This window comes from Nonomuraea sp. NPDC004186, assembly GCF_053603495.1.
In genome coordinates, this window is sequence record NZ_JBSGFQ010000135.1 from 1 (window position 1) to 24740 (window position 24740).

General features: G+C 72.9%; 22 protein-coding genes. 14 read left to right on the forward strand and 8 right to left on the reverse strand.

Translation table 11 applies throughout. The features are described from left to right. Positions 1–20 precede the first annotated feature (20 nt). The 3 genes from ACWEPL_RS55805 to ACWEPL_RS55815 are packed head-to-tail and all read right to left on the reverse strand — an operon-like array spanning position 21 to position 3384. Positions 21–503, reverse strand: coding sequence for an AAA family ATPase (locus ACWEPL_RS55805; protein WP_452441398.1), 483 nt, complete (start codon positions 501–503; stop codon positions 21–23). Then, positions 503–1642 (reverse strand): exonuclease SbcCD subunit D, encoded by a 1140-nt coding sequence (locus ACWEPL_RS55810; RefSeq protein ID WP_350732204.1) that lies wholly within the window; start codon positions 1640–1642, stop codon positions 503–505. Before ACWEPL_RS55810 ends, ACWEPL_RS55805 begins: the two co-directional genes overlap by 1 nt. A gap of 14 nt (positions 1643–1656) precedes the next feature. After that, complete coding sequence (locus ACWEPL_RS55815) at positions 1657–3384, reverse strand: ATP-binding protein (protein ID WP_452441399.1); 1728 nt, start codon at positions 3382–3384, stop codon at positions 1657–1659. Positions 3385–3579: 195 nt separating this feature from the next. On the opposite strand from ACWEPL_RS55815, the gene ACWEPL_RS55820 reads away from it, so the two are divergent. The 10 genes from ACWEPL_RS55820 to ACWEPL_RS55865 are packed head-to-tail and all read left to right on the forward strand — an operon-like array spanning position 3580 to position 13817. Further along, positions 3580–4347: a GntR family transcriptional regulator gene (locus tag ACWEPL_RS55820; RefSeq protein ID WP_350732207.1), complete on the forward strand. Its 768-nt coding sequence runs from the start codon at positions 3580–3582 to the stop codon at positions 4345–4347. A gap of 25 nt (positions 4348–4372) precedes the next feature. Further along, a complete protein-coding gene (locus ACWEPL_RS55825) occupies positions 4373–5659 on the forward strand; it encodes an ABC transporter substrate-binding protein (protein ID WP_363969369.1) in 1287 nt (428 codons plus the stop codon). Beyond that, on the forward strand, positions 5656–6573 hold the full coding sequence (locus ACWEPL_RS55830; RefSeq protein WP_355202390.1) for a carbohydrate ABC transporter permease: 918 nt from the start codon (positions 5656–5658) through the stop codon (positions 6571–6573). The genes ACWEPL_RS55825 and ACWEPL_RS55830 overlap by 4 nt, the downstream gene beginning before the upstream one ends. Next, the gene (locus ACWEPL_RS55835; protein WP_350732213.1) at positions 6570–7370 is read left to right on the forward strand and encodes a carbohydrate ABC transporter permease; all 801 of its coding nucleotides are present in this window, start codon (positions 6570–6572) and stop codon (positions 7368–7370) included. The genes ACWEPL_RS55830 and ACWEPL_RS55835 overlap by 4 nt, the downstream gene beginning before the upstream one ends. Then, entirely contained in the window at positions 7367–9343 is a 1977-nt protein-coding gene (locus tag ACWEPL_RS55840; protein WP_452441400.1) for a GH36-type glycosyl hydrolase domain-containing protein, read from the forward strand. The genes ACWEPL_RS55835 and ACWEPL_RS55840 overlap by 4 nt, the downstream gene beginning before the upstream one ends. Next, entirely contained in the window at positions 9340–10203 is an 864-nt protein-coding gene (locus ACWEPL_RS55845) for an ROK family protein (RefSeq protein WP_452441402.1), read from the forward strand. Before ACWEPL_RS55840 ends, ACWEPL_RS55845 begins: the two co-directional genes overlap by 4 nt. Then, a complete protein-coding gene (locus ACWEPL_RS55850; protein WP_363969361.1) occupies positions 10200–10964 on the forward strand; it encodes an SIS domain-containing protein in 765 nt (254 codons plus the stop codon). Before ACWEPL_RS55845 ends, ACWEPL_RS55850 begins: the two co-directional genes overlap by 4 nt. Further along, entirely contained in the window at positions 10961–11653 is a 693-nt protein-coding gene (locus ACWEPL_RS55855; RefSeq protein ID WP_363969359.1) for an SDR family NAD(P)-dependent oxidoreductase, read from the forward strand. Before ACWEPL_RS55850 ends, ACWEPL_RS55855 begins: the two co-directional genes overlap by 4 nt. Beyond that, the gene (locus ACWEPL_RS55860; RefSeq protein WP_452441403.1) at positions 11650–12873 is read left to right on the forward strand and encodes an FAD-dependent oxidoreductase; all 1224 of its coding nucleotides are present in this window, start codon (positions 11650–11652) and stop codon (positions 12871–12873) included. Before ACWEPL_RS55855 ends, ACWEPL_RS55860 begins: the two co-directional genes overlap by 4 nt. Next, on the forward strand, positions 12870–13817 hold the full coding sequence (locus ACWEPL_RS55865) for a phosphotriesterase family protein (protein WP_452441405.1): 948 nt from the start codon (positions 12870–12872) through the stop codon (positions 13815–13817). The genes ACWEPL_RS55860 and ACWEPL_RS55865 overlap by 4 nt, the downstream gene beginning before the upstream one ends. A 56-nt stretch (positions 13818–13873) precedes the next feature. Here ACWEPL_RS55865 and ACWEPL_RS55870 read toward each other — a convergent pair whose 3' ends face one another. Continuing rightward, positions 13874–14878, reverse strand: a complete 1005-nt coding sequence (locus ACWEPL_RS55870) for a HEAT repeat domain-containing protein (RefSeq protein WP_452441406.1) — start codon at positions 14876–14878, stop codon at positions 13874–13876. A 46-nt stretch (positions 14879–14924) separates the two neighbouring features. Beyond that, a complete protein-coding gene (locus ACWEPL_RS55875; protein ID WP_452441407.1) occupies positions 14925–15752 on the reverse strand; it encodes an alpha/beta hydrolase family protein in 828 nt (275 codons plus the stop codon). A gap of 76 nt (positions 15753–15828) precedes the next feature. On the opposite strand from ACWEPL_RS55875, the gene ACWEPL_RS55880 reads away from it, so the two are divergent. Together ACWEPL_RS55880 and ACWEPL_RS55885 are read left to right on the forward strand one after the other, a co-directional pair. After that, entirely contained in the window at positions 15829–17133 is a 1305-nt protein-coding gene (locus ACWEPL_RS55880) for a M28 family peptidase (RefSeq protein ID WP_452441408.1), read from the forward strand. Between the two features lie 66 nt (positions 17134–17199). Beyond that, a complete protein-coding gene (locus tag ACWEPL_RS55885) occupies positions 17200–18075 on the forward strand; it encodes a dioxygenase family protein (RefSeq protein ID WP_452441410.1) in 876 nt (291 codons plus the stop codon). 1 nt (position 18076) lies between these two features. Here the strand turns inward: ACWEPL_RS55885 and ACWEPL_RS55890 are convergent, their stop codons facing one another. After that, positions 18077–19306: an epoxide hydrolase family protein gene (locus tag ACWEPL_RS55890; RefSeq protein WP_452441411.1), complete on the reverse strand. Its 1230-nt coding sequence runs from the start codon at positions 19304–19306 to the stop codon at positions 18077–18079. Between the two features lie 67 nt (positions 19307–19373). Beyond that, positions 19374–20453, reverse strand: coding sequence for a hypothetical protein (locus ACWEPL_RS55895; protein ID WP_363969345.1), 1080 nt, complete (start codon positions 20451–20453; stop codon positions 19374–19376). A 77-nt stretch (positions 20454–20530) separates the two neighbouring features. Here ACWEPL_RS55895 and ACWEPL_RS55900 point away from each other — a divergent pair, with 77 nt between their 5' ends. Further along, positions 20531–23122: a LuxR C-terminal-related transcriptional regulator gene (locus tag ACWEPL_RS55900; RefSeq protein WP_452441412.1), complete on the forward strand. Its 2592-nt coding sequence runs from the start codon at positions 20531–20533 to the stop codon at positions 23120–23122. On the opposite strand, the gene ACWEPL_RS55905 is transcribed toward ACWEPL_RS55900, so the two are convergent. Further along, positions 23099–23560: a GNAT family N-acetyltransferase gene (locus tag ACWEPL_RS55905; RefSeq protein WP_452441414.1), complete on the reverse strand. Its 462-nt coding sequence runs from the start codon at positions 23558–23560 to the stop codon at positions 23099–23101. The genes ACWEPL_RS55900 and ACWEPL_RS55905 overlap by 24 nt on opposite strands. Positions 23561–23714: 154 nt before the next feature. Between ACWEPL_RS55905 and ACWEPL_RS55910 the strand changes: the two genes are divergently transcribed. Further along, positions 23715–24728: a LacI family DNA-binding transcriptional regulator gene (locus tag ACWEPL_RS55910; RefSeq protein ID WP_452441415.1), complete on the forward strand. Its 1014-nt coding sequence runs from the start codon at positions 23715–23717 to the stop codon at positions 24726–24728. Positions 24729–24740 lie beyond the last annotated feature (12 nt).

Consider the following 24740-nt stretch of genomic DNA (forward strand, 5'->3'; position numbering starts at 1 on the left):
CGGCACCGGCAGCCGTACCCTCAAGGACGCCACCAGCGAGGCCATGCGCCACTGGGTGACGGCGACAGAGGAGGCGTACTACTGCGTCGGCTCGGCTCCGGGGTGACGTTCTCGCCCTCGGCGAGCGGCTTGACCACCGCGTCGAACGCCTGCTCGAGCGGCGAGGCCGGGTCGAGCTCGTCGAGCCTGGCCTCCTTGGTGCGCACCGCGCCCTTGGCGTCGCGCACCATCGACCGGGCCACGCCGAAGCGCCGCCCGTTGCTGTCGAACACCATCGCCACCTTGCCCGCCGCGACGGACGGGGCCAGGGCGTGGGCGATGGAGTTCTCCCTGCCCCAGCGCGGCACCGTGCCGTACAGGGCGAAGCAGATCGCGTCGATGATCGTGCTCTTGCCGGCGCCGGTCGGGCCCACGAGCGCGAAGTATTCGGTGTCGGAGAAGTCGACGGTCACCGGCTCGCGGAAGCTGCCGAAGTGGTCCAGGTGCAGCAGGAGGGGTCGCATCAGCCGGTCACCTCGTCGTAGAGCCGGTCGAACAGCGTGGCCACCTGCTCGTCGTGGCGGCCGGTGGCGGTCAGGTATTCGCGGAACAGCTCGCGCGGGCTTCGCTCGGCCGAGCCGGTCCTGCGCGTGGCGGGCACCGGCCGGAACCGCTCGTCCAGGACCACGTCCACGGCGCCGTTCAGCAGGCCGCGCACGTCGTCGGCGAGGCCCACGCGGGGTTTCTCCTCCACGATCACCTTGAGCCAGTCGTCGCCCGGCTCGATGGCCTCCAGCTGCTCCAGCGTGCCGCGCACGGTGCGCAGCCGCCGCGCGGAGGTGAAGGCCAGCTCCCGCACGACGGCGGGCTTGCCCGGGGTGACCTCGACCAGCAGCGCGCCCGGGGTGTTGCCCTCCTCGCCGAAGTCGACCGCCAGCGGCGAGCCGCTGTACCAGATCGGGCACGGGCCGGGGATCTGCTGGCGGCGGTGCAGGTGGCCGAGGGCGGCGTACTGGGTGGCGGTCGGGAACGCGGTCGGCTCGAAGTAGTAGGAGAAGATCGACTGCGCCTCGCGCTCGCCGCCGCCGAACGCCCCGCCGGGCAGGGTGCCGTGGGTGGTGACCAGGTTGACGGTGTCGGCGTGGAAGCCGGCGGTGAGCGCGCCGATCAGCTCGCCGATGCGGGCGGCGTAGTCGCGGTTGTGGTCGGCGGCGGTGCCGGTGAGGACCTCGGCGGCGCGTACGACATAGCGGTGCGACAGGAACGGCAGCACCGCCAGCCGCACCGGCTCGCCCGAGCGCGCCGTGAAGGCGAGCGTGCCGCCCGCGTCCGGGCGCCGGAACGAGCCGATGACGTGCAGGCCCAGCTTGCCGAGCACCGGCCGGTAGACCTCCAGCAGCTGCGGGTTGTCGTGGTTGCCGGCCAGCACGACCACGTCCCTGCCGTCGCCGCGCAGCGCCATGAGCGCGTTGAGCACCAGCGACTGGGCCTCGGGCGTGGGCGCCGAGGTGTCGAACAGGTCGCCGGCCACGATGACGGCGTCGACGTCGTGGGTGCGGGCGGCGGCGACCAGCTCGCGCAGCACCTCCCGGTGCTCGTCGAAGCGGGGGCGGCCCTTGAGCACCTTGCCCACGTGCCAGTCCGCGGTGTGCAGGATCTTCACGAAACCACCTGTGGTCAGAAGGGCGGGATGTCGTCTTCGACGCCGGGCAGGCCCTGGAACGGATCGGCCGAGACCTTCGCCGGCTCGGTCGCGGCCTCGGCCGGCCGGGTCGCCCAGGCCGGGAAGGGGAACGCGACGGCCAGCGGGACCGGGATCTCCGGCTGGGCGACGAACATGGTGCCGGGCTTGGCGATCGTGGCGCGCTCCCTGACGGCCGGGGGCAGCCAGCCGTACTCGGACCGGGCGGCCTCGGCCGGGTCGAGGCGGCCGGCGACGCGTACGGCGCTGTTGGAGACGATGCGCCGCTCCACCTCCGAGGCGGTCTGCTGGGCGCCGATGAGGATGACGCCCAGCGAGCGGCCCCGCTCGGCCACGTCCAGGAGGATCTCCTTGATCGGGGAGTCGCCCTCGCGCGGGGCGTACTTGTTGAGCTCGTCGAGCACCACGAACAGCAGCGGCCGGGCCGTGCCCGAGGACTCCTTGCGGTGGAACTCGCCGCGCAGCACCACGCCCACCACGAACCGCTGCGCCCGCTCCGGCAGGTTGTGCAGGTCCACGATCGACACCTGCGCGTCGGAGGTGCGGACCGAGTGGTTGCGGTAGAACGGCAGGTCGCCCCGGACGATCGGGGACAGCGGCCGCACGGCGCTGCGGAGCCTGCGCAGGAACGCGTTGACGGTGCCGAGCGGCGTCTGCGCGCCGGTCCACTCGCCGCGCGTGCCCTCGTCCTGGAGCTCGTCGGACAGCAGCTCGACGAGGTCGGTGAACGTACGGCAGGACGTGCCCCGCACCATGACCGCGCCGCCGTCGCCGACCGGCTCGGCCCACGCCTTCAGCCGGGCGGCGACCTGGCCGACCAGCAGGGAGTAGCCGGCCCGCTCGTCGTCGGAGTCGGCGAACACGAAACGCAGCAGCTCCTCCTGACAGAACTCGACCAGCGTCCAGTAGAAGGAGCTCACCCCCTGCGTACGCGCGGAGACGTGCGGCACGCCGTTGGGGTCGTTCGGCCGGGGCGGGGCGAAGACGTGGACGCTGCCGAACGCCCTGGCGGGCAGCCCCAGCCGGGCGTAGACGCCTCTGGCGCGCTCGTCGAGCCGCACGTTGTCGTGGTCGAGGAAGAGCAGGTCCTCACCCTTGACGGAGAAGATCAGCGCCTTGGTGTTGGCGGCCTCTCCCTCCAGCACGCCCGAATTGAAGATCGAGTAGAGCAGGAAGGTCGCGAAGGAGGTCTTGGTGGCCACGCCGGAGACGCCGGAGATCGACACGTGGGCGCCGCGGGTGCCGTCGAGGAAGTCGAAGTTGACGTAAAGCGGCTGGCCGTCACGGCCCATGCCCAGGGGGATCCGGCGGTCCATCACGTCGAAGTAGAGGGCCTGGTCGCGGTCGCCCGAGCCGGCCAGGAAGACCTTGGAGCCGGGCAGCGGCGGCACGAACACCTCCGGCTCGACCCGCGTCACCCGCACCTCCGCCACCTCGACCACGGCGGCCGGCAGCGCGCCGTCGGCGATCAGGAAGACGTCGGAGTCGTACGCGGCGCCCTCGTGCCTGGCCTCCACGGTCGTCACCACGCCCGCCACGAGCACGGTACCGTGGCCGGGCACCTCGCGCCTGGTCACCACCACGTCGTCGAGCTGGACGACCTTGCCCGGCTCCAGGCCGACCCAGAACGACAGCGGCGAGGCCGCCTGGGTGCCGAGCACCCGCCCGACGGCCTCACCCGCCGTGGGTGCCGCCTCTGTCACCTGATGGTTTACCGCCCCGTTGACCGTCACTCATCCCTCCGCCCCCACGAAACGCCCTTCTAAAGGAGCGTAGTGGGCCCGAGGTGTGCGTCCGGCGCATTTCACGTGCGCTCGCGTCCTGCGGGATCACATGGTTGACACTCGCCCGGTGAGCAGAAAAGATACGGTCGTCCGTACAACTGAGGCGGAGACGTCATGACCGACTGGGAACGCAGGCTGGCGCTCGACCCGTCAGCCGCGGTGCCGCTCTACTACCAGCTGCGCGAGCGCCTGCGGGCGGTGATCCGCGACTGCGAGCCCGACACGATGATCCCCGCGGAGAAGGACCTGATGGTCTACGCGGGCGTGAGCAGGGCGACGGCCCGGCGGGCGATCGGCGACCTGGTCCAGGAAGGGCTGCTGGTGGCCAGGCAGGGGAGCGGCACCTACACCGCCCCGCAGGCCGTGGCCCCCGAGCTGGGATCGCGGCCGGTCGGGTTCACCGAGACGATGGCGCGGCTGGGCCGCAAGCCCGCGACGCGGCTGCTCAAGGCCCACCTCCAGCAGGCCGGGTCCGACGCCGCCGCCGCGCTCGGCGTGCGGGAGGACCAGGAGATCGTCTTCGTCGAGCGGCTGCGCCTGCTCGACGGCGTGCCCTGCATGCTCGAAAGCGCCCACCTGCCCGTCGAGCTGGTCCCCGGCATCCTCGACGAGGACCTCACCGGCTCCCTCTACGACCTGCTGCGCACCAAGTACGGCCTCACCCCCGCGAGCGGCCGGGAGACGATCGGCGCGGTCAACGCCGACTACCGGCTCGCCGAGCTGCTGCGCGTGCCCATGGCCGCGGCCCTGCTGGCCACCGCCCGCAGCACGTGCACCGAGAGCGGGATCGCCCTCGAATACACCATCCGCCACGCCCGCGGCGATCTCACCGTGTTCTCCGTGGAGCTCAACGACCCCAACAACGCACTCATGGGCCAGTAAAAACCCCCATACCGGGAGGTCGAGCATGACCAGGTTGACCCGCCGTGCCCTGCTCAGAACCGCCACCCTCGCGACGGCGTCCGGCCTGCTCGCCGCCTGCGGCTCGGAACCGGCCGCCACGGTCCCCGCCGACGGGGTGCCGCGCGGGAAACTCTCCGTCTGGCTGCACCAGACCAAGGCGTACGACAAGGTCTTCAACCCGCTGCTGCGCAGCTACATGCAGGAGTTCGGCGGCGTCGACATCACCCCCTTGTACGTGCCGGTCGACAAGCTCGACGCCAAGCTGCTGACCGCGTTCGCCGGGGACGTCCCGCCCGACCTGGTCAAGATCGGCGGCTGGACGATTCCGGGCCACGCCCGCAAGGGTCGCCTCGCCCCGATCATCCCCAAGGCCATGGGCGTGGCCGACGAGAAGGCGCTGGTCCAGGCGTACGACGAGCACGCGATCGGCTCGCTGTCGTACGAGGGCAAGCTGTACGGCGTCCCCATCGACTACACGATCTGCTACCTCTACTACCGCAAGGACAGGTTCGCCGAAGCCGGGCTCGACCCGGACAAGCCGCCCACCACCTGGGAGGAGGTCGCCGAGTACAGCAAGCGGCTGACCTCGGCCGACGGCAAGAAGGTGGGCCTGCAGTGGATCCTGGGCAGCCCGCAGTGGACGCTGATGCAGCTGCTCGCCCTGGTCAAGGGCAAGGGCGGCACGATACTCAGCCCCGACGCCACCAAGGCCACGCTCGCCTCGGACGCCGGGGTCGAGGCCCTGCGCTACTACGGCAGCCTGGGCAACCCCAAGCTGTCGAACCCGCTGTCCGGCTTCGGGCTGTTCGCCACCGGTGAGGCGGCCATGCTGGTGTCCGGGCTGTTCGCGATGGACCTGTTCCCGACGCTGAACCCCAAGCTGACCTTCGGCAAGGGCTTCGACATCGCGCCGATGCCGCGCTGGGAGTCGGGCCGGCCGGTCGCCCCCGCCTACACGTGGGGCTGGGCGGTCGCCCAGAAGTCCAAGCTCCAGTACACCGCCTGGCACTTCATCGACTACCTCCAGCGCGAGGACGTCGCCGCCAGGCAGCTCAAGGACGCCAGCCTGCTCACCCCGGTCAAGGGCTGGGAGAAGCTGCCCGGGGCCGACCAGAAGGCCATCGACATCATGGCCGCCTCCGCCCCGCACGCCGACTTCGGCCCGCAGACGCCCGTCTGGAACGAGATGGCCAAGGCGCTCACCGACGCCGGCGACGCGGTGGCGTTCGGCAAGAAGACGCCCGAGCAGGCCGCGGCCGACTTCGACCAGGCGATGCGGATCGCCCTATGACGCTGTCTCTGGGGCTCGCACCTCGCGTCGCGCGGGTCTCGGGCCAGGGGCAGCGCTGGGCGGAGGCGCGCACCGGCGCCCTGCTCTCCCTCCCCGCCGCCCTGTACTTCCTGGTCTTCTGGGTCGTGCCGTTCGTGTCGGCGGTCTACCTCAGCTTCACCAGCTACGACCTCGCCGGCGCCCCAGAGTGGACGGGCCTGGACAACTACCGCAGGATGCTGGAGGACCCCGGCTTCTGGAACTCGGCCAGGGTCACCGCCGTCTACACCGCCGGCTCCGTGGTTCCGTCGATCGTGCTCGCCCTGGCGATCGCCGTGCCGCTGAGCAAGCCGGGCCGCTACAACGCCTTCCTGCGCGGGCTGATCATGATCCCGGCCGCGATGCCGCTGGTGGCCACCTCGCTGACCTGGTCGGTGATCTTCGCCGAGGACGGCCTGGCCAACGCGCTGATCGGGCTGGCCGGCGCGGAGCCGAAGCCGTGGCTGACCGACGAGGGCCTGGCGCTCTGGGCCCTGGTGATCATGACGACGTGGAAGCACCTCGGCCTGTTCGTGATCATCCTGACGGCGGGCCTCCAGGGGCTGCCGCTGAGCGTCTTCGAGGCCGCCGGGCTCGACGGAGCCGGGCCGGTGCGGATCTTCTTCCGCATCACGCTGCCGCTGCTGCGCCGCACGCTGCTGTTCGTGCTGGTCATCGCGGTGGTCGGGGCGATGCAGTCGTTCGTGCCGGCCTTCCTGCTGACCAAGGGCGGCCCGGCGGGCGCGACCGAGGTGCTGCCGCTGTACATGTGGGCGACCGGCTTCACGTTCGAGCGCATGGGCTACGCGTCGGCCATCGCGATGGTGCTGCTCGCGGCCATGCTGGCGCTGTCGATCGCGCAGTTCCGCGTGCTGCGGGGAGGCGATGACGGGTGAAGGTCTTACGCGGGACCGTCCTGACGCTGGTCGTGGCCGTCATGCTGCTGCCGGTGTACGCGATGTTCGCGGTCTCCTCGGCTTCGGACGCGAGCGATCTCGGCGGGCTGTCGTTCGACGTCTCCCAGCTGGGCGCGCACGTGGCGCAGCTGTTCGGCCAGGGCGGCTTCCCGCTCTACCTGCGCAACAGCCTGATCCTCTCGCTCGGCATCGCGGTGCTCGAGGTGATCCTGTCCGCCGCCGCCGGGTACGCGCTCGCGCAGCTCCGATTCCCCGGCAGCCGCGCGCTGTTCGCAGTGATCGTGGGGACGCTGTCGCTGTCGCCGATCGTGGTGCTCGTGCCGATGTACCTCATCGTCAAGGCGCTGGGCTGGATCGACACCTTCCAGGGCATGATCGTGCCGTTCATGATGAGCGCCTTCGGGGTGTTCCTGGTCCGCCAGTTCGCCCTGGCGCTGCCGCGCGAGCTGCTGCTGTCCGCGCGGGTGGACGGGGCGAGCGAGCTGCGCATCTTCGCCCGCATCGGCGTGCCCCTGCTGCGGCCCGCGCTGCTGACGCTCTTCCTGCTGCAGTTCCTCGCGCAGTGGGACAACCTGCTCTGGCCGCTCATCGTGGCCAACAACCCGGGGCTGTGGCCGCTGCCGGTGGGGCTGTCGCAGCTCCAGACCGAGTACGACTTCAGCATCGGCCTGGTCAGCACCGCCGCGCTGATCACGGCGGTGCCGCCCCTGGCGCTGATGTTCCTGCTGCAGCGCTACTACGTCGCCGGGCTGACCCTGGGAGGGGTGCGCAAATGAGCTCGTACGGGGAGTGGACGACGGCGTACGGGCTGCCCGCGTTCGCGTACACGCTGGACCAGGAGCGGGACCCGCGCGCCGAGTGGGACCCCGTGCTGGACCCGCCCACGCGGCGGCACTTCGCGCACGTGGGCAACCGGCGGATCACGCTGGTGTCGGACAACTACGGGCTGAGCGACCTGTTCGACGAGCACACCGGCCTGCTGTGGCTCACCCGGGGGACCGGCGTGACCCGCATTGGCGAGCTTTCCACCGATATTTCGGGATCTGAGCGGATCTTCGGGCCGACCTTCGCCGTCGTCCGGGTGGCCGACGAGCGGGTGGCGCTGGAACGCACGGTCCTCTGCCCGGAGGGCGAGCAGCCGTGGGTGCTGATCCGGCTGCGGGTGCGCAACCTGCTCGACGCGCCGGTACGGCTGGAGGCGACCGAGGAGTGGGCGGCCAGGCCGGCCCGGGTCGAGCTCATCACCGGCGCCGTCGACGCCGACGACCCCGGGCTCGAGCTGGAGCTGATCGGCGGAGCGAGGACGCGGTCCGGGCGGCTCGTGCTCCCGCTGGAGCTGGCGGCGGGCGAGGAGCGGCTGCTGGACCTCCGCTACGGCCTGCTCGGCCCCTCGTCCGGGACCGCGACGTTCGAGGAGAGCCTGGAGGCCCTGCGCGGCCGGCTGCCGCGCGCGTCCGCCGCGCGGGCGCCCGAGGCCGAGCGGGAGATCCCCTGGCACGCCGCCCTGCTCACCGGCGCGGCCTGCGCCGACGGCGTGCTCGGCGGCCACACCCTCGACCAGGGATCCTGCTACTCCTTCCGGCACGGCTTCAACGGTGCCGCCCGCGACCCGCTCCAGCACGCGCTCCCGCTCGTCTACATCGAGCCCGACCTGGCGCTGTCCGTGCTGCGCAACACGTGCGCGTGGGGTGGACCCGACGGCGACCTGCCGTATGCGCTCGGACCGGACAAGCGGCCCTGGACCGACCTGTTCCGCCCGTCGGACCAGAACCTGTGGGCCCTGTGGCTGGCCGCCGAGTACCTCAGCGCGACGGGCGACGAGGCCGCCTTCCGCGCGGACGTGCCGTACCACCCGGTCCACGGGACCCCCGGGGTGCCGCTGCTGGAGAACCTGCGCAGGCAGTTCAGGTTCTTCGCCGAGGTGGTCGGACGGGGTGAGCACGGGCACGTCCGCATCCTCAACGCCGACTGGAACGACATGGCCATCACCGAGAGCGGCGTGCCGCGCGAGGTGATGATCGCCCAGGGTGAGTCCGTCCTCAACTCCGCCATGGCCGCCTGGGTCCTGCCGCGCTACGCGACGCTGGCCGAGCGGCTCGGCGACCACGCGACCGCCGCCGAGGCCCGCAAGCTCGGCGAGGAGCTGCGCGACCTGGTCGCGGGGGAGTGGAACGGGCGCTGGTACCGCCGCGCGTACGGCCCGGGAGCGGTCGTCGGCGACGACGATCTGTGGCTTGAGGTGCAGCCCTGGGCCATTTTGTGCGGCGCCGCCCCACCTGAGCGGGCCGTGGAGCTGCTGCGCACGATCGAGCGCACTTCCGCCGCCGATTCCCCTTTGGGCGCCCGGCTGCGCTGGCCCGCCGCCGACGCGTACGGCCCCGGCGGGGTCGGCACGATCTGGTACGCGATCAACATGACGCTCGTCTGGGCCGCCGCCGAACACCTCCCCGACCTGGCCTGGGACTGGTGGCGGCGGATGACGCTGGCCGCGCACACGGTCGCCTACCCGGACGTCTGGGAGGGCACGCTGTCGGGCCCCGACGCCTACCTGGCCCCCGAGACCGGCCGCCCCGGGCGCACCTGGGACCTGGCCGAGGTCGGCGTCGCCATGCAGGCGTACCCGGTCGCCAACCTGCACAGCCACTCCCAGCCGCTGCTGGCCTACCTGCGGCTGCTCGGCGTCGAACCCTTCCGGCGGCCGCGCGGCGGGGCCCGCTTCGCCTCCCGGGCGCTGGAGGTCGGGCCGTGACCGCGCTCGGGGTCGACGTCGGCGGCACGTCCATCAAATGGGTGACGCTGGAAGGCGACGCGGTCTCCGGCTCGGGCACCGTCCCCACGCCGCCCGGCCCCGACGAGGCGGTGAAGCTCGCGGCCTCGCTGGCCCCGCACGCCGGGTCCATCGGGATCGGGCTCCCCGGCCACGTGGACCGCGACACCGGAACCGCCCTGTTCGTCCCGAATCCGCCGGGTGACTGGGACGGCTACCCCGTGGGGGCCCGGCTGCGCGAGCTGACCGGGGTCCCCGTCTCCGTCGTCAACGACGCCCGCGCGTTCGCCCGCGCCGAGCTGGCGCTGGGCGCCGCCCGCGGGCTGGCCGACGTGCTGTTCGCCGTGCTCGGCACCGGCGTGGGCGGGGCCGTGGCGCTGCGCGGGACCGTCCTCGTCGGGCCGCGCGACAACCTCGGCGAGATCGGCCACCTGACCGTCTCCCCCTGGGGGCCGGTCTGCTGCTGCGGCAACCGGGGCTGCGTGGAGACGTTCGCCGGCGGGCCGGGCATCGTGCGGGCCTTCCGCCCGGGGACGGCGACGGCCACCGCGGCGGAGGTCGCAGAGGCCGCCAGGGCCGGGGACGAGCGCGCGGCCCAGGTGTTCGAGCAGGCCGGATGGGCGCTCGGCGTGGCCCTGGGCGACGCGGCCGCGTTCTTCGGCGTCGGCTCGGTGGTCGTCGGCGGCGGTATCTCCGGCGCGCTCGACCTCATGCGATCCACCCTGCACAACGAACTCGCGCGCAGACGACCGCTGATCGGAGACGTCACGGTGCTGCCCGCCGTACTCGGCCCGATGGCGGGGGCCATCGGCGCCGCACTCTATGGGAGGAGATCTGGATGAAGTGGATAAGCCGCGCCATGGAGCTGCTCGGCGAGATCGAACGGACACAGGAGGACGCCCTCGCCGAAGCCGCTCGCATCGCCTCTGAGGCGATCCTCGGCGGAGGAGTGGTGCACACGTTCGGAACCGGACATTCGCGGATGGGCGTGGAGGAGATGTTCCCCCGCTACGGCTCCTACCCCGGCTTCCACCCCATCGTCGACCTGTCCACGACCTTCTACACCCAGGTGGCCGGCTCGAACGGGATGCGCCAGGCCATGTTCATCGAGCGCGTCGAAGGGCTGGCCGAGGCCATCCTGGGCAACTTCGAGCTGCGGCCGAGCGACGCGGCCATCGTCTTCAGCGTCAGCGGGCTGAACGCCGTGCCCATCGAGATGGCGATGGGCCTGCGCAAGGCGGGCCTGTCCGTCGTGGCCGTGACCTCGATGAACGAGACCATGGCCGTCGAGCCCGGACACCCCAGCGGCACCCGGCTGGCCGACCACGCCGACGTCGTGGTCGACCTGCGCACCCCGGTCGGCGACGCGCTGTGCCACGTCGAAGGGCTGGCCGAGCCGGTCGGCCCCGGCAGCACGCTGGCGGCCGTCTCCGTGGTCAACGAGATCAAGGTGCGCACGGCCGAGCTGCTGGTGGCGGGCGGCTGGACGCCGCCGGTCATCTCCAGCGCCAAGCTCGTCGGCGGACCCCGCTCCGACGAGCTGTTCGAGGCCGCCTACCTCGAACACGCCCGCCGCGCCGCCGCCGTGCTCAGGAAGCCATGAGCGCCGTCCTGGTGGCGGGCTCGGACGGCGGCATCGGCCGCGCCTGCGTGGAGGCGGTCGAGGCGTCCGGCACGAGCGCGTACGGCGTGGACCTCGCCGACGGCATCGACATCACCGAGCCCGGCGGGGTCGAGAAGGCGCTGGCCCAGGCCACGGCCCGGCACGGGCGGCTGGCCGGAGTCGTGCACGCGGTCGGCATGTCCGGCCGCAGGCTCGGCGACGGCGGCGTGACCGAGTGCACCGACGAGGCCTGGCACGAGGTGCACCGGGTCAACCACGAGTCGGTGTTCCGGCTGCTGCGCGCGGCGATCCCCGCGCTGCCCGAGGGCGGGTCGATCGTGGTGATCGGCTCGGCGCTCGGCACGTCGATCGACGACGACTTCCGCACCGTGGCCTACGCCTCGGCCAAGGGCGCGCTGATCCCGCTGATCAGGACCGCCGCCCGCGAGGCCGCGCCGCGCGGGGTGCGGGTCAACCTGGTCTCGGCCGGCCTGGTGGCCACGCCGATGAGCGTCCGCGCCCGCACGTCCGCCGCCGTCCAGGCCAGGATGCCCGCGCTGATGCCCCTCGGCGCGAGCCCCTGCGGGCCGGAGGAGATCGCGCAGGCCGTGCTGTGGCTGCTCTCGCCCGCGTCGGGGCGGACCACGGGCGCGGTCATTCCCGTCGACGGAGGGTGGCATCTGCGGTGAACGTCCTGTGGGAAGGCGACGTGGTCGTCGCCGGCGGCGGCAGCGCCGGGTGCGCGGCGGCCGTGGCGGCGGTCCGCTCCGGCGCGTCGTGCCTGCTGGTGGAGCCGGCCGGCTTCCTCGGCGGCACCGGCGTCGCCGTGCTCGACACCTTTTACGGCTTCTACGCCCCCGGCCCGGTCTCGCGGCGGGTCGTCGGCGGGATCGGCTGGGAGGTGTGCGAACGGCTCTTCTCCGCCGGAGCCGCCTTCGAGCGGCCCAACACGTACGGGGCCGGCACCGGCGTCACGTACGAGCCGGAGGAGCTCAAGCTCGTCTGGGACGAGCTCACCTCCGGCGCCGGCGTGCTGCTGCACGCGCGGGTGTGCGCGTACGTGCCGGGGACCGGGGTCGAGGTGGAGACCGTGGCCGGCCGGTTCCTGGTCAAGGCCCGGGTGGTCGTGGACGCGACGGGCGACGGCGAGGTGGCCTGGCGGGCCGGGGCCACGCTGGAGCGGCCGAGCATGCGCTCGCAGCCGATGACGGCCACGTTCCGGATGGGCGGGGTGGACCTGTCGGCCACCGGCACGGCCGAGCTGCACGCGCTGATGGCCGACGCCGACCTGCCCAGGCGCGAGGGCTCCGTGCACAGGACCGTCAACGACGGGATCGTGCACACCAACCTGACCAGAGTGATCGGGCTCGACCCGACCGACCCGTTCGAGCTGTCGCGTGCCGAACGCGAGGGACGTGCGCAGGTGCGGGAGTACGTCCGCTTCCTGCGGGCCAAGGTGCCCGGGTACGAGTCGGCGGTGCTGCTGAGCACGTCCGTGCGGATCGGGGTGCGGGAGTCGCGGCGGCTCGTCGGACGATATGTCCTGACTTCTGATGATGTGTTGGCCGGGAGGGATTTTCCCGACACGATCGCCCGGTGCGGCGCCCCCATCGAGGACCACGCCGCCGGGGCGGCCACCCGGTGGGAGTACGTGCACGACTACGGCACCTACGGGATCCCGTACCGGTGCCTGCTCCCGGTCGAGGTCGACGGGCTGATCGTCGCGGGGCGGTGCCTGTCGGCCACGCACGACGCGCACGCCTCGGCCCGGTCGATGGGGCAGTGCATGGCGATGGGGCAGGCGGCCGGGACGGCGGCGGCGCTGGCCGTACAGGCCGGGGTGGAGCCCGCGTCGGTGGACGTGGACCTGCTGCGCGCCCGGCTTCGCGAGGAAGGAGCGCTCCTGTGACGGTTCGTACGGTGCTGGGGGACGTCGAGGAGATCGGCCTCACCTATGCGCATGAGCACTTTTTCATGACCGGTGACTGGCCCGTCCGCAACGAGCCCGACTACCGGCTCGACTCCCTGGACGCCGCCGTCGCCGAGGTGACGGCGGCCCGGCGGCTGGGGCTGTCCGCGGTGGTCGAGATGACGCCGCTCGGGTTCGGCCGCAGCCCGTCGCTGATGAAGGCGCTGGCCGAGCGGACCGGGCTGCACGTGATCGCGGTGACCGGCTTCCACAAGAGCACCTACTACAGCGACGCCCACTGGCTGCACCACTACTCGCCCGACGAGATCGCCGAGCTGCTGGTGGCCGAGATCGAGCTCGGCATGGACGAGTACGGGCTGGTCGGGCCGCTGGTGCGGCGGTCGCCGGCGCGGGCGGGGGCCATCAAGATCGCGACCTCGTACCACGCGTTCGGGCGCGGGGTGGAGCGGCTGATCGGCGCGGTGGCCGCGGCCGCCGTGCGCACCGGCGTGCCGGTCGTCAGCCACTGCGACAAGGGCACGATGGGGCACGAGCTGCTGGACGCGCTGTCCTCGCACGGCGTGGAGGCCGATCGGGTGGTGCTCGGGCACATCGACCACAATCCCGACGCCGGATATCTCACGTCATTGGCGGAGAGGGGGGCGTACCTGGCCTTCGACCGCCCCGGGCGGATCAAGTACGGGCCCGACAGCGAGATCGTCGCGCTCGTCGCCGAGCTGGCCGGGCGCGGGCTGGGGCATCGGCTGCTGTTCGGGATGGATCTGGCGCGGCGGTCGTACTGGCCGGGGCTGGGCGGCGGGCCGGGGCTGACGTACCTGCTGGAGCGGTTCGTGCCGCGGCTGGAGGCGGAAGGGCTCGGCGAGGCGGCCAAGGCCGCGCTCATCGCCAACCCACGCGCCGCCTTCGCGCTACGGCCGCGCTGATCGCCAACCCGGGGCCGCCTTCGTGCTGCGGGCGGACCGTCAGGCGACTCGCGGGCTCAGGCGGCGTCGCCCGGGGACTCGCTTGGTGGGAGCTCGGCGGCGACGAGGTCGGCGGCGCGCACCGGGTCTCCGCTCACCCGGTCGCGGAGCCGCTCGACCGACCAGATGGAGCCGGACGCCGCCAGGGTGAGCCCGGCCTCGCAGAGCTCGCCGTACACGCCGAAGTCGAGCTCGGGCAGGCGCGCGTGCAGGGCCTCGGCCAGACCGGCGGCGAAGGCGTCGCGCGCCGCGCGCCGTGCCGGATCGCACTCGCCCAGCGCATCGGTGATGCCCCGGTCCTCCTCGAAGTCCTCCAGGTACGGCACCAGCGCCGGATCCCCGAGGCAGGCGATCGCCGTCAGCGTGTTGGGGCTGAACCCGCCGTTGTCCAGCAGGCGGGCGGCATGCGGCACGACGCGGCGATCACGACGGCGGGCCAGCCCGGCGATCGCCTCCTCACGCGCCTCGGTGTCCTGATCGCCGACCCGGGCCCACAGCGCCTCCCGGATCGCCCGGCTGTCCGCCTGGCACTGGGTCCCCAGGGCGAACGTCGCCCAGTCCCGCACCTCGTCCTCGGGGTCGGTGGTCAGCCGGATCAGCGCCTCGATCACCGCGTCGTCCGCGCGGCCCAGCGGCAGCGACCACGCGACGTAGAAGCGCACGTCCTCGTCGGGGTGCTCGGCCAGGCGCAGCAGCTCGGGCACGGCCCGTACGTCGCCCGTGCAGCCCAGCGTCCGCGCGATCGAGGCGTTCACGGCGTCTTCGGTCTCGGTCGCGACCAGCTCCAGGGCCGCGAGCAGCACCGGCTCCCGCAGGGACGCCTCGACCTGCGCCACGCTGCCCAGCAGGTCGCAGCCGATCCTGCGCTCGGCGGGATCGGGTGACCGCACCAGAGCGAAACCCCGCCCCGCCGCGGTCTCCCGATCCTGCGTGGCCTTGCCCACGAGTTCCCACGCCTGGTCGTAGTCGCCCGGACAGGTGGCGTTCCTGATCAACTCGACCGCTTCGGCGATGACGTCCATGGGAGGCATGGTCGCGCGCCGAGCGCCGTGCGGCCATCCGTTTTCCTCAAGGCAGGTTCTTCTCGACCTGGTTCTGCCAGTTGGCGTTGGTGTTGATCTCGGGCGAGGTGCCCGCGAAGGCGCCGCGCGCGTACGTGTCGCCCTGGAGCTGGTACATCAGCCACGCCGTCACGTAGCCGAGGAAGCCGCCGCCCGTGCCCTGGATCGTGTTGTGGCCGGCGCCCTTGAGCAGCGCCTTGGCCGCCGCGCCCGGGACCTGGCCGTAGTACGTCTGCAGCGCCGAGTTGGGGGAGATGATCGTGTCGCTGGACCCGCTGACGAACAGCACGGGGCAGGTCAGCTGGTCCACGTGGAACGCGTCGCCCGCGCTCACCCAGATCGGGGCGGGCAGCGCGATGGGGACGACGGTGTCGATGAGCCCGCCGGACTTGGTGGCGGTGTTCACCGAACCGCCCGCACCCTGGGAGTGGCCGACCGCGCCGACCTTGGTCACGTCGAGCTTGCCGTAGAAGACGCTGGAGCTGTCGGTGTTCCGGTCGATCAAGTACCGGGCCGCGGCGATCATCTCGGACCCGGTGCCCGTCGTGGTGTCGGTGGAGGCGACCACGGCGAACCCCCAGGAGGCCAGCTGGTTGAGCAGCCCCGGATACTGCGTGGGCACCGCGTTGGTCCCGTTGCCCCAGGTGATGATCGGGTGCTTGAAGCCGCCCGCGCCGAGGTCGGCCGGATAGTAGAGCTTGTATCCGGTCGCGTCGGCGGTCGCGACCGTCCACGGGCCCGCGACCTTGTAGTGCGCCTCGATGGTGTCCGCGGCCTGGGCGGGCCTGGCCAGGAGCCCGAGTACGAGCGCGACGGCGGCCACGACGAACTTCATACAGCCTCCATAATTTGTACGGATGACCGAAACTCTCGCTTCACAAGTGGGTCGTGTCAATGGTTGGATCGTGGCCATGGAGCACGTGCCTTCCGCGGCGGAGATGCTGGGCTGGATCGAGACCGTCGTGGGGCAGGGCGTCCGCCGCCCCGGCTACCCGGCGGACGCGTGGACCGAGCGGTGGCTGGCCGAGCGCCTGGCGGAGTTCGGCCTGGAGGTCACGCTCGAGCCGGTCGAGGTGCCGCGCTGGCAGCCGGGCACCGGGCTGCTGCGCCTCGACGACGGCACCTCGTGGACCGGCATGCCGCTGCCCCACACCGCGCCGACCGGCGGCCTGCGGGGCCGGATCGCGCGGCTCGCCGACGCCCGGCCGGGCGACATCGTCGTGGACGAGGTGACCTTCAGCGAGTTGCCGCAGTCCTACGTCAAGACGCTCGCCACCTCGGCGTACGACCCCGAGGGCGTCTTCGACACCCTGGTCCAGACGATCCCGTTCGGCCCCCGGATGATGGAGGTCGTCGAGCCCGCCCTGGCCGCCGGGGCCGCGGGCTTCATCGGCGCGCTGACCGGCCTCCCCTGGGAGACCCGCGACTACTACGTGCCGTACGACGCGGTCGAGCGGCCCATCCCCGCGCTGTGGCTGTCCGGGACGGACGCCCGCCGGCTCCTGGCCCGCCTCCCGTGCGAGGGGAAGCTGATCGCCGAGTCCGCCACCGACACCGTGATCACCCACAACGTGGTCGCCACCCTCCCGGGCAGCTCGCCCCACACGGTCATCGTCGCCTCGCACCACGACGCCCCGTGGGCCTCGGCCGTGGAGGACGCCTCCGGCCTGGCCCTCGTCCTGGCCACCGCCCGCCACTGGGCCCGCGTCCCGGCCGAGGAGCGCCCGCACAACCTGACGTTCCTGCTCACCTCCGGGCACATGGCCCACGCGGCCGGCACCCGCGCCTTCATCGACCGCCACCGGCCGGAGCTGGCCGGCGTCGTGCTCGAACTGCACCTGGAGCACGCCGCGCTCCGCTGCGAGGCGGTGGACGGCACGCTCGTGCCGACCGCCGAGCCCGAGGTCAGATGGTGGTTCACGACCCGAGCCCCCCGGCTGGAGAAACTGGTCGCCGCGACGCTGGAGGCGGAGGACCTGCGGCGGTCGTTCGTCCTGCCCCCGGACGTGTTCTCGCCGATGCCGCCGACGGACGGCGCGTTCTTCCACCCCGAGGGGGTGCCGCTGGTGCACTTCCTGTCGGCGCCGATGTACCTGTTCGACTCGGCCGACACGATCGACAAGATCGACGTGGCGGGGCTGGAGCCGCTGGCCCGCGCGGCCGTCCGGATCGTGGCGGGCACCGCCGGGTGGACCCCGGCAGACCTCCGCGGGTAGCGGCGCTCCGCCGGCCATGGTCATGCTGGGGGACAACGCCCCCAATGCCGCCAGGACGTGATCACGATGTCACAGACTCCCGTTCGGTTCTCCGAAGAGCGTTCCGAGGACGTCGTCGCGGCGTCGTTCGCCGGCGCCCGTGACGCCCGGCTGCGGCAGGTCCTCACCAGCCTCGTCCGCCACCTGCACGCCTTCGCCAAGGACGTCGAGCTCACCCAGGCCGAGCTCGACGCGGCCGTCGGCTTCCTCACCAGGACCGGGCAGACCTGCGACGGCACCCGCCAGGAGTTCGTCCTGCTGTCCGACGTGCTCGGCCTGTCGATGCTCGTCGACACCATGGCCAACCGGGCGCCCGCCGGGGCCACGGACTCCACCGTCCTGGGGCCGTTCCACATGGTCGACTCCCCGCCCCGGCGGCTCGGGGATCCGATCTCCCTGGTGCCCGGCGGCGAGCCGACGCTCGTCACCGGGCAGGTGCTCGCGGCCGGCGGCGACCCCCTCCCCGGCGCGGTCGTGGACGTCTGGCAGGCCGACGAGAAGGGCTTTTACGACGTCCAGCGGGACGACGTCCCCACCGGGCACCTGCGCGGCCTGTTCGCCTGCGACGACCAGGGACGTTTCGCGTTCCGCACGATCCTTCCGGCTCCGTACCCGATCCCCGACGACGGGCCGGTCGGGGAGCTCCTGGCGGCGGCGGGCCGCCACCCCTACCGGCCCGCGCACATCCACTTCATCGCCGGCGCCGACGGCCACGCGCCGCTCACCACGCACGTGTTCGTCTCCGAGTCGCCTTACCTCGACTCGGACGCGGTGTTCGGGGTCAAGGACAGCCTGGTGCTGGACTTCGTCCGCGCCGAGGACGCGGACCTGGCGGCGGCGTACGGCGTGCCCGTCCCGTTCCGCCACGCGCACGTGGAGCTGCGGCTGCGCGAGAGCCGGTGACCTACCGGCGGCCGCGGAACGTGCGCCGCAGGTCGTCGACCCACTCCCCGGGGATCTCCCACGGGATGAAGTGGCCGCCGCGGTCGTGCACGGTCAGGTTGACGTGGTTGTACCAGGCGCCGCGGTCGCTGCCGGCGAAGTGCCGCACGCGCTGGTCGGTGGTGACGCCGGGCGGGTTCTCGTAGCCGACGAAGGTGATGCCGGTGGGGGCCTCGACGGGCGGCTGCCGGTCGTGGGAGGGGGTCCAGGGGTAGCGGTTGTTGTTGGCGTACGTGCGGATCGAGGTGCCGATCGAATTGCTCACCCAGAAGATCATGGCGTGGGTGAGCAGGTCGTCCTTGGTGAAGACCGACTCCAGGTCGCCGCCGTTGTCGCTCCAACTGGCCCAGCGCTCCAGGATCCAGGCGAGCATTCCGGCGGGCGAGTCGGTCAGGCCGTAGGCGAGCGTGCTCGGGGCCAGGACGTGGGCGGCGAGGTGGACGGCGAAGCGCCTGTCCAGGGCCACGATCCGGGCGTGGACGTCGGCGGGCAGGCCGTCGGGGATGGGCTGCCCGCCGCTGAGGTCCCAGGCCCGGTCGCCGTTGAACAGCGTGAGCTTCTGCCCGGAGCCGATGTGGATGCCGTGCAGCTCGGCGGCGTACTTGTGCCCGAGCTGCCCCGTGACCATGGCTCCGACGTCGCAGCCGGCGGCGGCGTACCTCTCGTGGCCGAGGACCTGGGTCATGAGGATGTGCCAGAGGTCGGCGACCTTCCAGAAGTTCATGTCCGGGTGGTCCGGCAGCGGCGTGGAGAAGCCGAAGCCGGGGAACGAGGGGACGATGACGTCGAAGGCCTCGGCCGGGTCGCCGCCGTGCGCGCCGGGGTCGGCCAGCGGGTCGATGACCTTGGACCAGTGCCAGAACGTCCACGGCCAGCCGTGGGTGAGGATCAGCGGCGTCGGGCTCGGGCCCACGCCGGGCTTGCGCATGAAGTGCACGGGGACGCCGTCGACCTCGACGCGGTAGTGCTCGTAGGCGTTGATCGCGGCCTCGGCCTTGCGCCAGTCGTAGCCGGTGTGCCAGTAGTCGACGAGCTCCCGCAGGTAGGCGCGGTTGACGCCGTAGCTCCAGTCGTCGTTGCCCGCGTCGTCCGGCCAGCGGGTCAGCTCCAGGCGCCGCCGCAGGTCGGCGAGCACGTCGTCGGGCACGTGGATCGGCTCCGGCGCCAGCGGGCTCCGGGTCTCGTCGCTCATCGTCGCCTCCTGCTCAGGTGCCGTCGACGGCAAAATATATCAGAGATTTATTTAATTTCGTGATGTATCAGACGGCGAGGCCGAGGTCGGCGATGAAGCGGGCCAGGCCGACGCGCTTGCGGAACAGCTCGCGCAGGTCGTCGGTGACCGGCTCGCCGAGGCGCTCGGCGGGGATCGCGGTGAAGGCGCTGCGCAGGACCAGCGTGGTGACGTACCCGGCCGCGGCGTCGCCGGCGGGCACGCCTTCGTCGGCCAGCCCTCGCTGGTACGCGGCCAGGATCGCGCGATGGATCACGGGCAGCTCGCCGGGCTCGGTCAGGCCGTCGTGCGCCAGGCCCACGAGCAGCTGGCCGAGGTCGAAGCCGATCGGCACCGGGTCCTGCCAGCCCCAGTCGACGGCCACGAACCGGCCGGGGTCGTCGGCGGGCACGAGGAGGTTCTGCGGCCCGGCGTCGCCGTGCGCCATGGTGTGCGGCAGGCGGTCCGCGGCCGCGAGCAGCGCGGGGATGCGGCGGGCCAGGGTGTCCAGGTCCATCTGCAGGAGCGGGTCGGCGTGCGCGGCGACGAGCGGGTGCCGCCAGAGGGCGGGGTCGCGCAGGATGGGCAGCGAGTGCTGGGTGAGCAACTGGCCGACGTAGGTCCGCAGCGCCGTACGGGGGCGGGAGTCGTCGGCGGGACGCTGCCCGGCGAGCCGGCCCAGCGCGCGGGCCGCGGCGGCGTACCTGGTCAGGTCCCACTCCCCCGGGGCGGTGCGGACGTCCTCCAGCCACAGGTCGAGGCGCTCGTCGCCGAGGTCGTCGACCAGGAACAGGCGGGGCAGCCGCAGCCCGGGCGGGAGGGGCAGGCCGGAGGTGTACACGTCGGCCTCGGTCCGCCACGGGAACCCGGCGACGAACTCCGTGCGGGCGGGCTCGGGGATCACGTCGATGTTCGCCCAGTGCCGGGCGGAATGCAGGGATTTGACGAAGAAGGACCAGGTGCGGCCGCACGCGGTCGTGCCGCTGACCCGGCGCAGGCCGCCGGTGGACGGGGTGCCGGACGTGTGGTCGATCGGCTCCACGCGGATGGACTCCACCTCGGCGCCCTCATCGTCCAGATATTTCCGTACAAGAGGGGTGAGGTGGGCGCGGGATGGCATCGCGGTCATGTGCAGAACCGTCTCCCGCCCCGCGAGGTCCCGCATAGAGCATGGCCTACTCAAACGTTCGCCCGTACCATCCCTCTGTGCGTCATCTGTGGCCCTTCGCCGGTCGGGAATCCCAGCTCGCGGCGATCCGATCGGCGGTGGAGGCCGGCGGCGCCGTCGTGGCCGGGCCGGCGGGCGCGGGCAAGAGCCGCCTGGCGGCCGAGGCGCTGCCCGGCACCGGCGACGTGACCTGGATCCTCGCCACCGCCGCCGCCTCGGACCTCCCGCTGGGCGCCATGGCCCACCTGCTGCCCGCCCAGCCGCCGCACGGCAACGTGATCCGCTGGGCCGCCGACGCCCTGGACCGCGAGCGGCTGGTGCTCATGGTCGACGACGCCCACCTGCTGGACCCCGTCTCGGCCGTACTGGTGCACCACCTGGTGACCGGCGGCCGGGCACGCGTGCTGGTGACGACGCGCAGTGGGGAACGCGCGCCCGACGCCGTGACGGCACTGTGGAAGGACGACCTGCTCCCGCGTCTGGACCTGGCCCCGCTGACGCTCCGGGAGGCGGGCCTGGTCCTGGCCGGAGCGCTGGGCGGGCAGGTCGAGGCGCCCACGGTCCGGCGGCTGTGGCGGGCCAGCGAGGGCAACGCGCTGTTCCTGCGCGAGCTGGTGCTGGCCGGCGAGTCGGGCGGCGCGCTCACCGAGCGGCGCGGGGTGTGGCACTGGTCGGGCGAGATCCCGGTGACGACGCGGCTGCGCGAGCTGATCGAGAGCCGGATCGGCGACGTCGATCCCGGCGAACGGGCCGCGCTGGAGCTCGTCGCCCACGGCGAGCCGCTGTCCGTGGACGCGCTGACCGCGCTCGCCCCGCTGGACACCCTTCGGCGTCTGGAGGATCGCCAGCTCGTCACGATCTCCCCGGAGCCCCTGCCCGCCCGACCCCTCGAACCCTTGCATTTTCCTGAGCCGCTGTCCGTACGGCTCGCGCATCCGCTCTACGGCGAGGTGATCCGGGCCGGGTGCGGCACGCTGCGTACCCGCGAGGTGCTCAGGAGCCTGGCAGACGAGGTGGGCGGCCGCACCGGCGCGGACCCGCTCCGCGTCGCGGTCTGGCGGCTCGACAGCGGGACGGCCGGTGACCCCGCCGCGCTCGTCGAGGCGTGCAACATCGCGCGGAGCGTCCGCGACCTGCGGCTCGCGGCCCGGCTCGGACGGGCCGCGCTGGCGGCCGGGGGTGGGTTCACGGCCGCCCTGGCGCTGGCGTCGGTGCTGTTCTACGACGATCGGTACGACGAGACCGAGACCGTCCTGCCGGCCCTGGCCGACGCTCCGGCGGACGACATGACGCGGGCCGACCTGGTGTCCGTGCACGCGCTCAACCTCTTCTGGGGGCTGGGCCGCGAGGCCGAGGCCCGGGCCATGCTGACGGACGCCTGCGCCACGATGACCGGTACGGAGCCGCGCCAGGGCCTCCTGGTGATGCGCGGCTCCATCGAGTACATGATGGGCATGTTCGACCAGCTCGGGCGGTCGGTCGCGGAGATCCGCCGGATCGCCCCGCTCACCTCCCGGTTCGAGCTCGGGCTGGCCCCGCTGGAGGGAGGCAGGCTCGTCCACGAAGGACGCGCCCGGCAGGCCGTCGCCCGCGTGGACGAGGCGTTCGGCAGCGTCGGAGACCTGGCCGGATGGCTGCCGTCGGTCACGGCCACGCTGGCGGAGACGGGGGTCGGCGCCGCCGTTCTCGCCGGTGACCTGGCCGCGGCTCGCCGGTTCGCCGACGTGGGGTACCGCATCGGCGAGGACTACGTGGGCTGGGACCGTGCGCTGATCATGTTCGGCGCGCTGCGCGGCCGGGTGGCCAGGCTCCAGGGGCGGCCCGCCGAGGCCGTCCGGCTGTGCAGGCAGGCCGCCGTGCGGCTGCGGGGCCGTACGCTGCACGGCGGGCTGTGCCTGGCCGAGCTGGCCCACGCGTACGCGCTCACCGGCGACGTGGCCGCGGTGCGGGCGACCACGGAGCTGGCCGGCGAGCTGGGCCTGCGGGTCGGTCACCAGGTCGAGTTCGCCTTCCGGCTGGCGCGGCCGTGGGCGCTCGCGGCCGACGGCGACCTGGCCGGGGCGGTCGAGGCGGCGCTCGAGACCGCCGACGCGGCCGGGGAGCTCCGGGCGTACGAGCTGTACGCCCTGCACGACGCCGTCCGGCTCGGCGCCTCCGGCCTGGTCGCCGACCGGCTCGCCCGGCTGGCCGCCTCCGTGGAAGGCGACCTGGCCCCGATCCTCGCCCGGCACGCGGCGGCCGAGGACGTTCCCCAGGAGCTCGACGCGGTGTCGCTGGCCTTCGAGTCGCTCGGCATGCTGCTGCACGCGGCGGAGGCCGCGGCCCAGTCCGCGGCCGCGTACCGGAGGCAGGGACTGCCCCGGCGGCAGCGGGCCGCCGAGACCCGCGCGTGGCGGCTGGCCCGCCGCTGCGAAGGCGCCCGCACCCCGGCGCTGACCGGCCTGGCCGCGCCGCAGCTGACCGCCAGGCAGCGGCAGATCGCGCAGCTGGCCGCCTCGGGCCTGAGCAACCAGGACATCGCCGACCGGCTGGTGCTCTCCCGCCGGACGGTCGCGAACACGCTCGTGCAGGTCTACGAACGGACCGGACTGAACAGCCGGGCCGAGCTAGCCGACCTGCTCTTCACCTGACCGGGGCGGGCTCACGTAGTGGTACACCAGCGCCGGCTCACCGGCCGCGTTGAGCCAGCGGGCGCGGCCGCTGCCGACCCTGCGCCAGCCGGAGCGTTCGTAGAACGCTATGGCGGCCGTCCCCTCGGAGGAGACCTCCAGCCTGAGGGGGGTTTCGACGGCGGCGCGTACGGTGTCGAGGAGCCGGGCGGCCAGGCCGCGCCCGCGGGCGGCGGGGGTGACGAACAGGCGGGTGACCTCCATGTCCCGGGTGAGCGCCACGTGGCCGAGCACCGCCTCCGCCTCGACGGCTATCCACGCCCCGATCAGGCCGTCCGGCGTCAGCCAGCCGGCCGGGTCGCGCGGCCAGTCCACGGGGTAGCGGTCGCTGGCCTGGACCTCGGCGAGGGCCTTCGTGCAGGCGTCCAGGTCGTCGGGGGTTCTGTCGCGGATCTCCACGCGGGCCAGCCTACGAGGCCCAGGGGCGGACGCCGCGCCGGAACCGCGGTCGTGCGATATCGTTAAACCGCTTTAACAGCGGGGATAAGGGGGATGGATGCCTCGCCGGGCCGTTCCTGAGGATGGTCGGCCTCGTCCCTCGACGATCCGGGACGTGGCCAAGCACGCCGGTGTGTCGGTGGCGACCGTGTCGCGGATCCTGTCGGGCTCGTACCCGAGCGCTCCCGCCACCCGGAGCAAGGTGATGCGGGCGGTCCGGGAGCTCGACTACGTGGCCAACGCGCACGCGCGAGGGCTGGCGGGGGCGCGGCCGAAGAGCGTGGCGATCGTGGTGAACTCGGTGGTGTCCCCGCATTACGCGCATGTGGCGCAGGGCGTGCAGGACCAGGCGGTGCGCGAGGGCCGGCTGTGCATCGTGGGCACCACGGGCGGGGACGCCGAGCGGGAGCTGGCCATGGTGCGGCTGCTGCGGGAGGAGCACGCCGAGGCGGTGATCCTGGTCGGCAACATGCCGATCGACGACGCCTACCGGGAGCGGATGGCGGACTACGCGCGGGCGCTGGCGGTGGCGGGGTCGCGGCTGGTGTTGTGCGGGCGTCCGGCGCTGGGGGAGGAGGTGCCGGCCATCGTGGTGGAGTACGACAACACCGGTGGCGCCCATGCGATCACCGGTCATCTGCTCTCGGCCGGTCACCGGCGGATCCTGTTCCTCGGGCGGCGGGCCGGTTACACGACGCCGGAGAGCCGGATCGCGGGCTATCGGGCGGCGCTGGCCGCGCACCGGGTGGCGCATGACCCCGGGCTCGAGGTGGACAGCGTGGTGATGGACCGGCGCGAGGGCTACCGCATGATGCGGGAGCGGCTGGAGGCGGGGCCGCGTGACTTCACCGCGGTGTTCGCCGGGAACGACCTGCTGGCGGCCGGGGCCCGGGCGGCGTTGCGGGAGCGCGGCCTGCGGGTGCCGGACGACGTGTCGCTGGTCGGTTTCGACGACCTTCCGCCGGCCGACGACATCGATCTGACCACCGTGCACGTGCCGCACGAGGAGCTGGGCCGGACCGCTGTGCGGCTGGCCCTGGACACCGACACGGCCGGGGCGAGCCGGCACGTGATGCTCGGCACGCACATCATCGTCCGCGACTCCGTCCGCCCTCTTCTGCACGTCTGAGGCGGAGTTAAA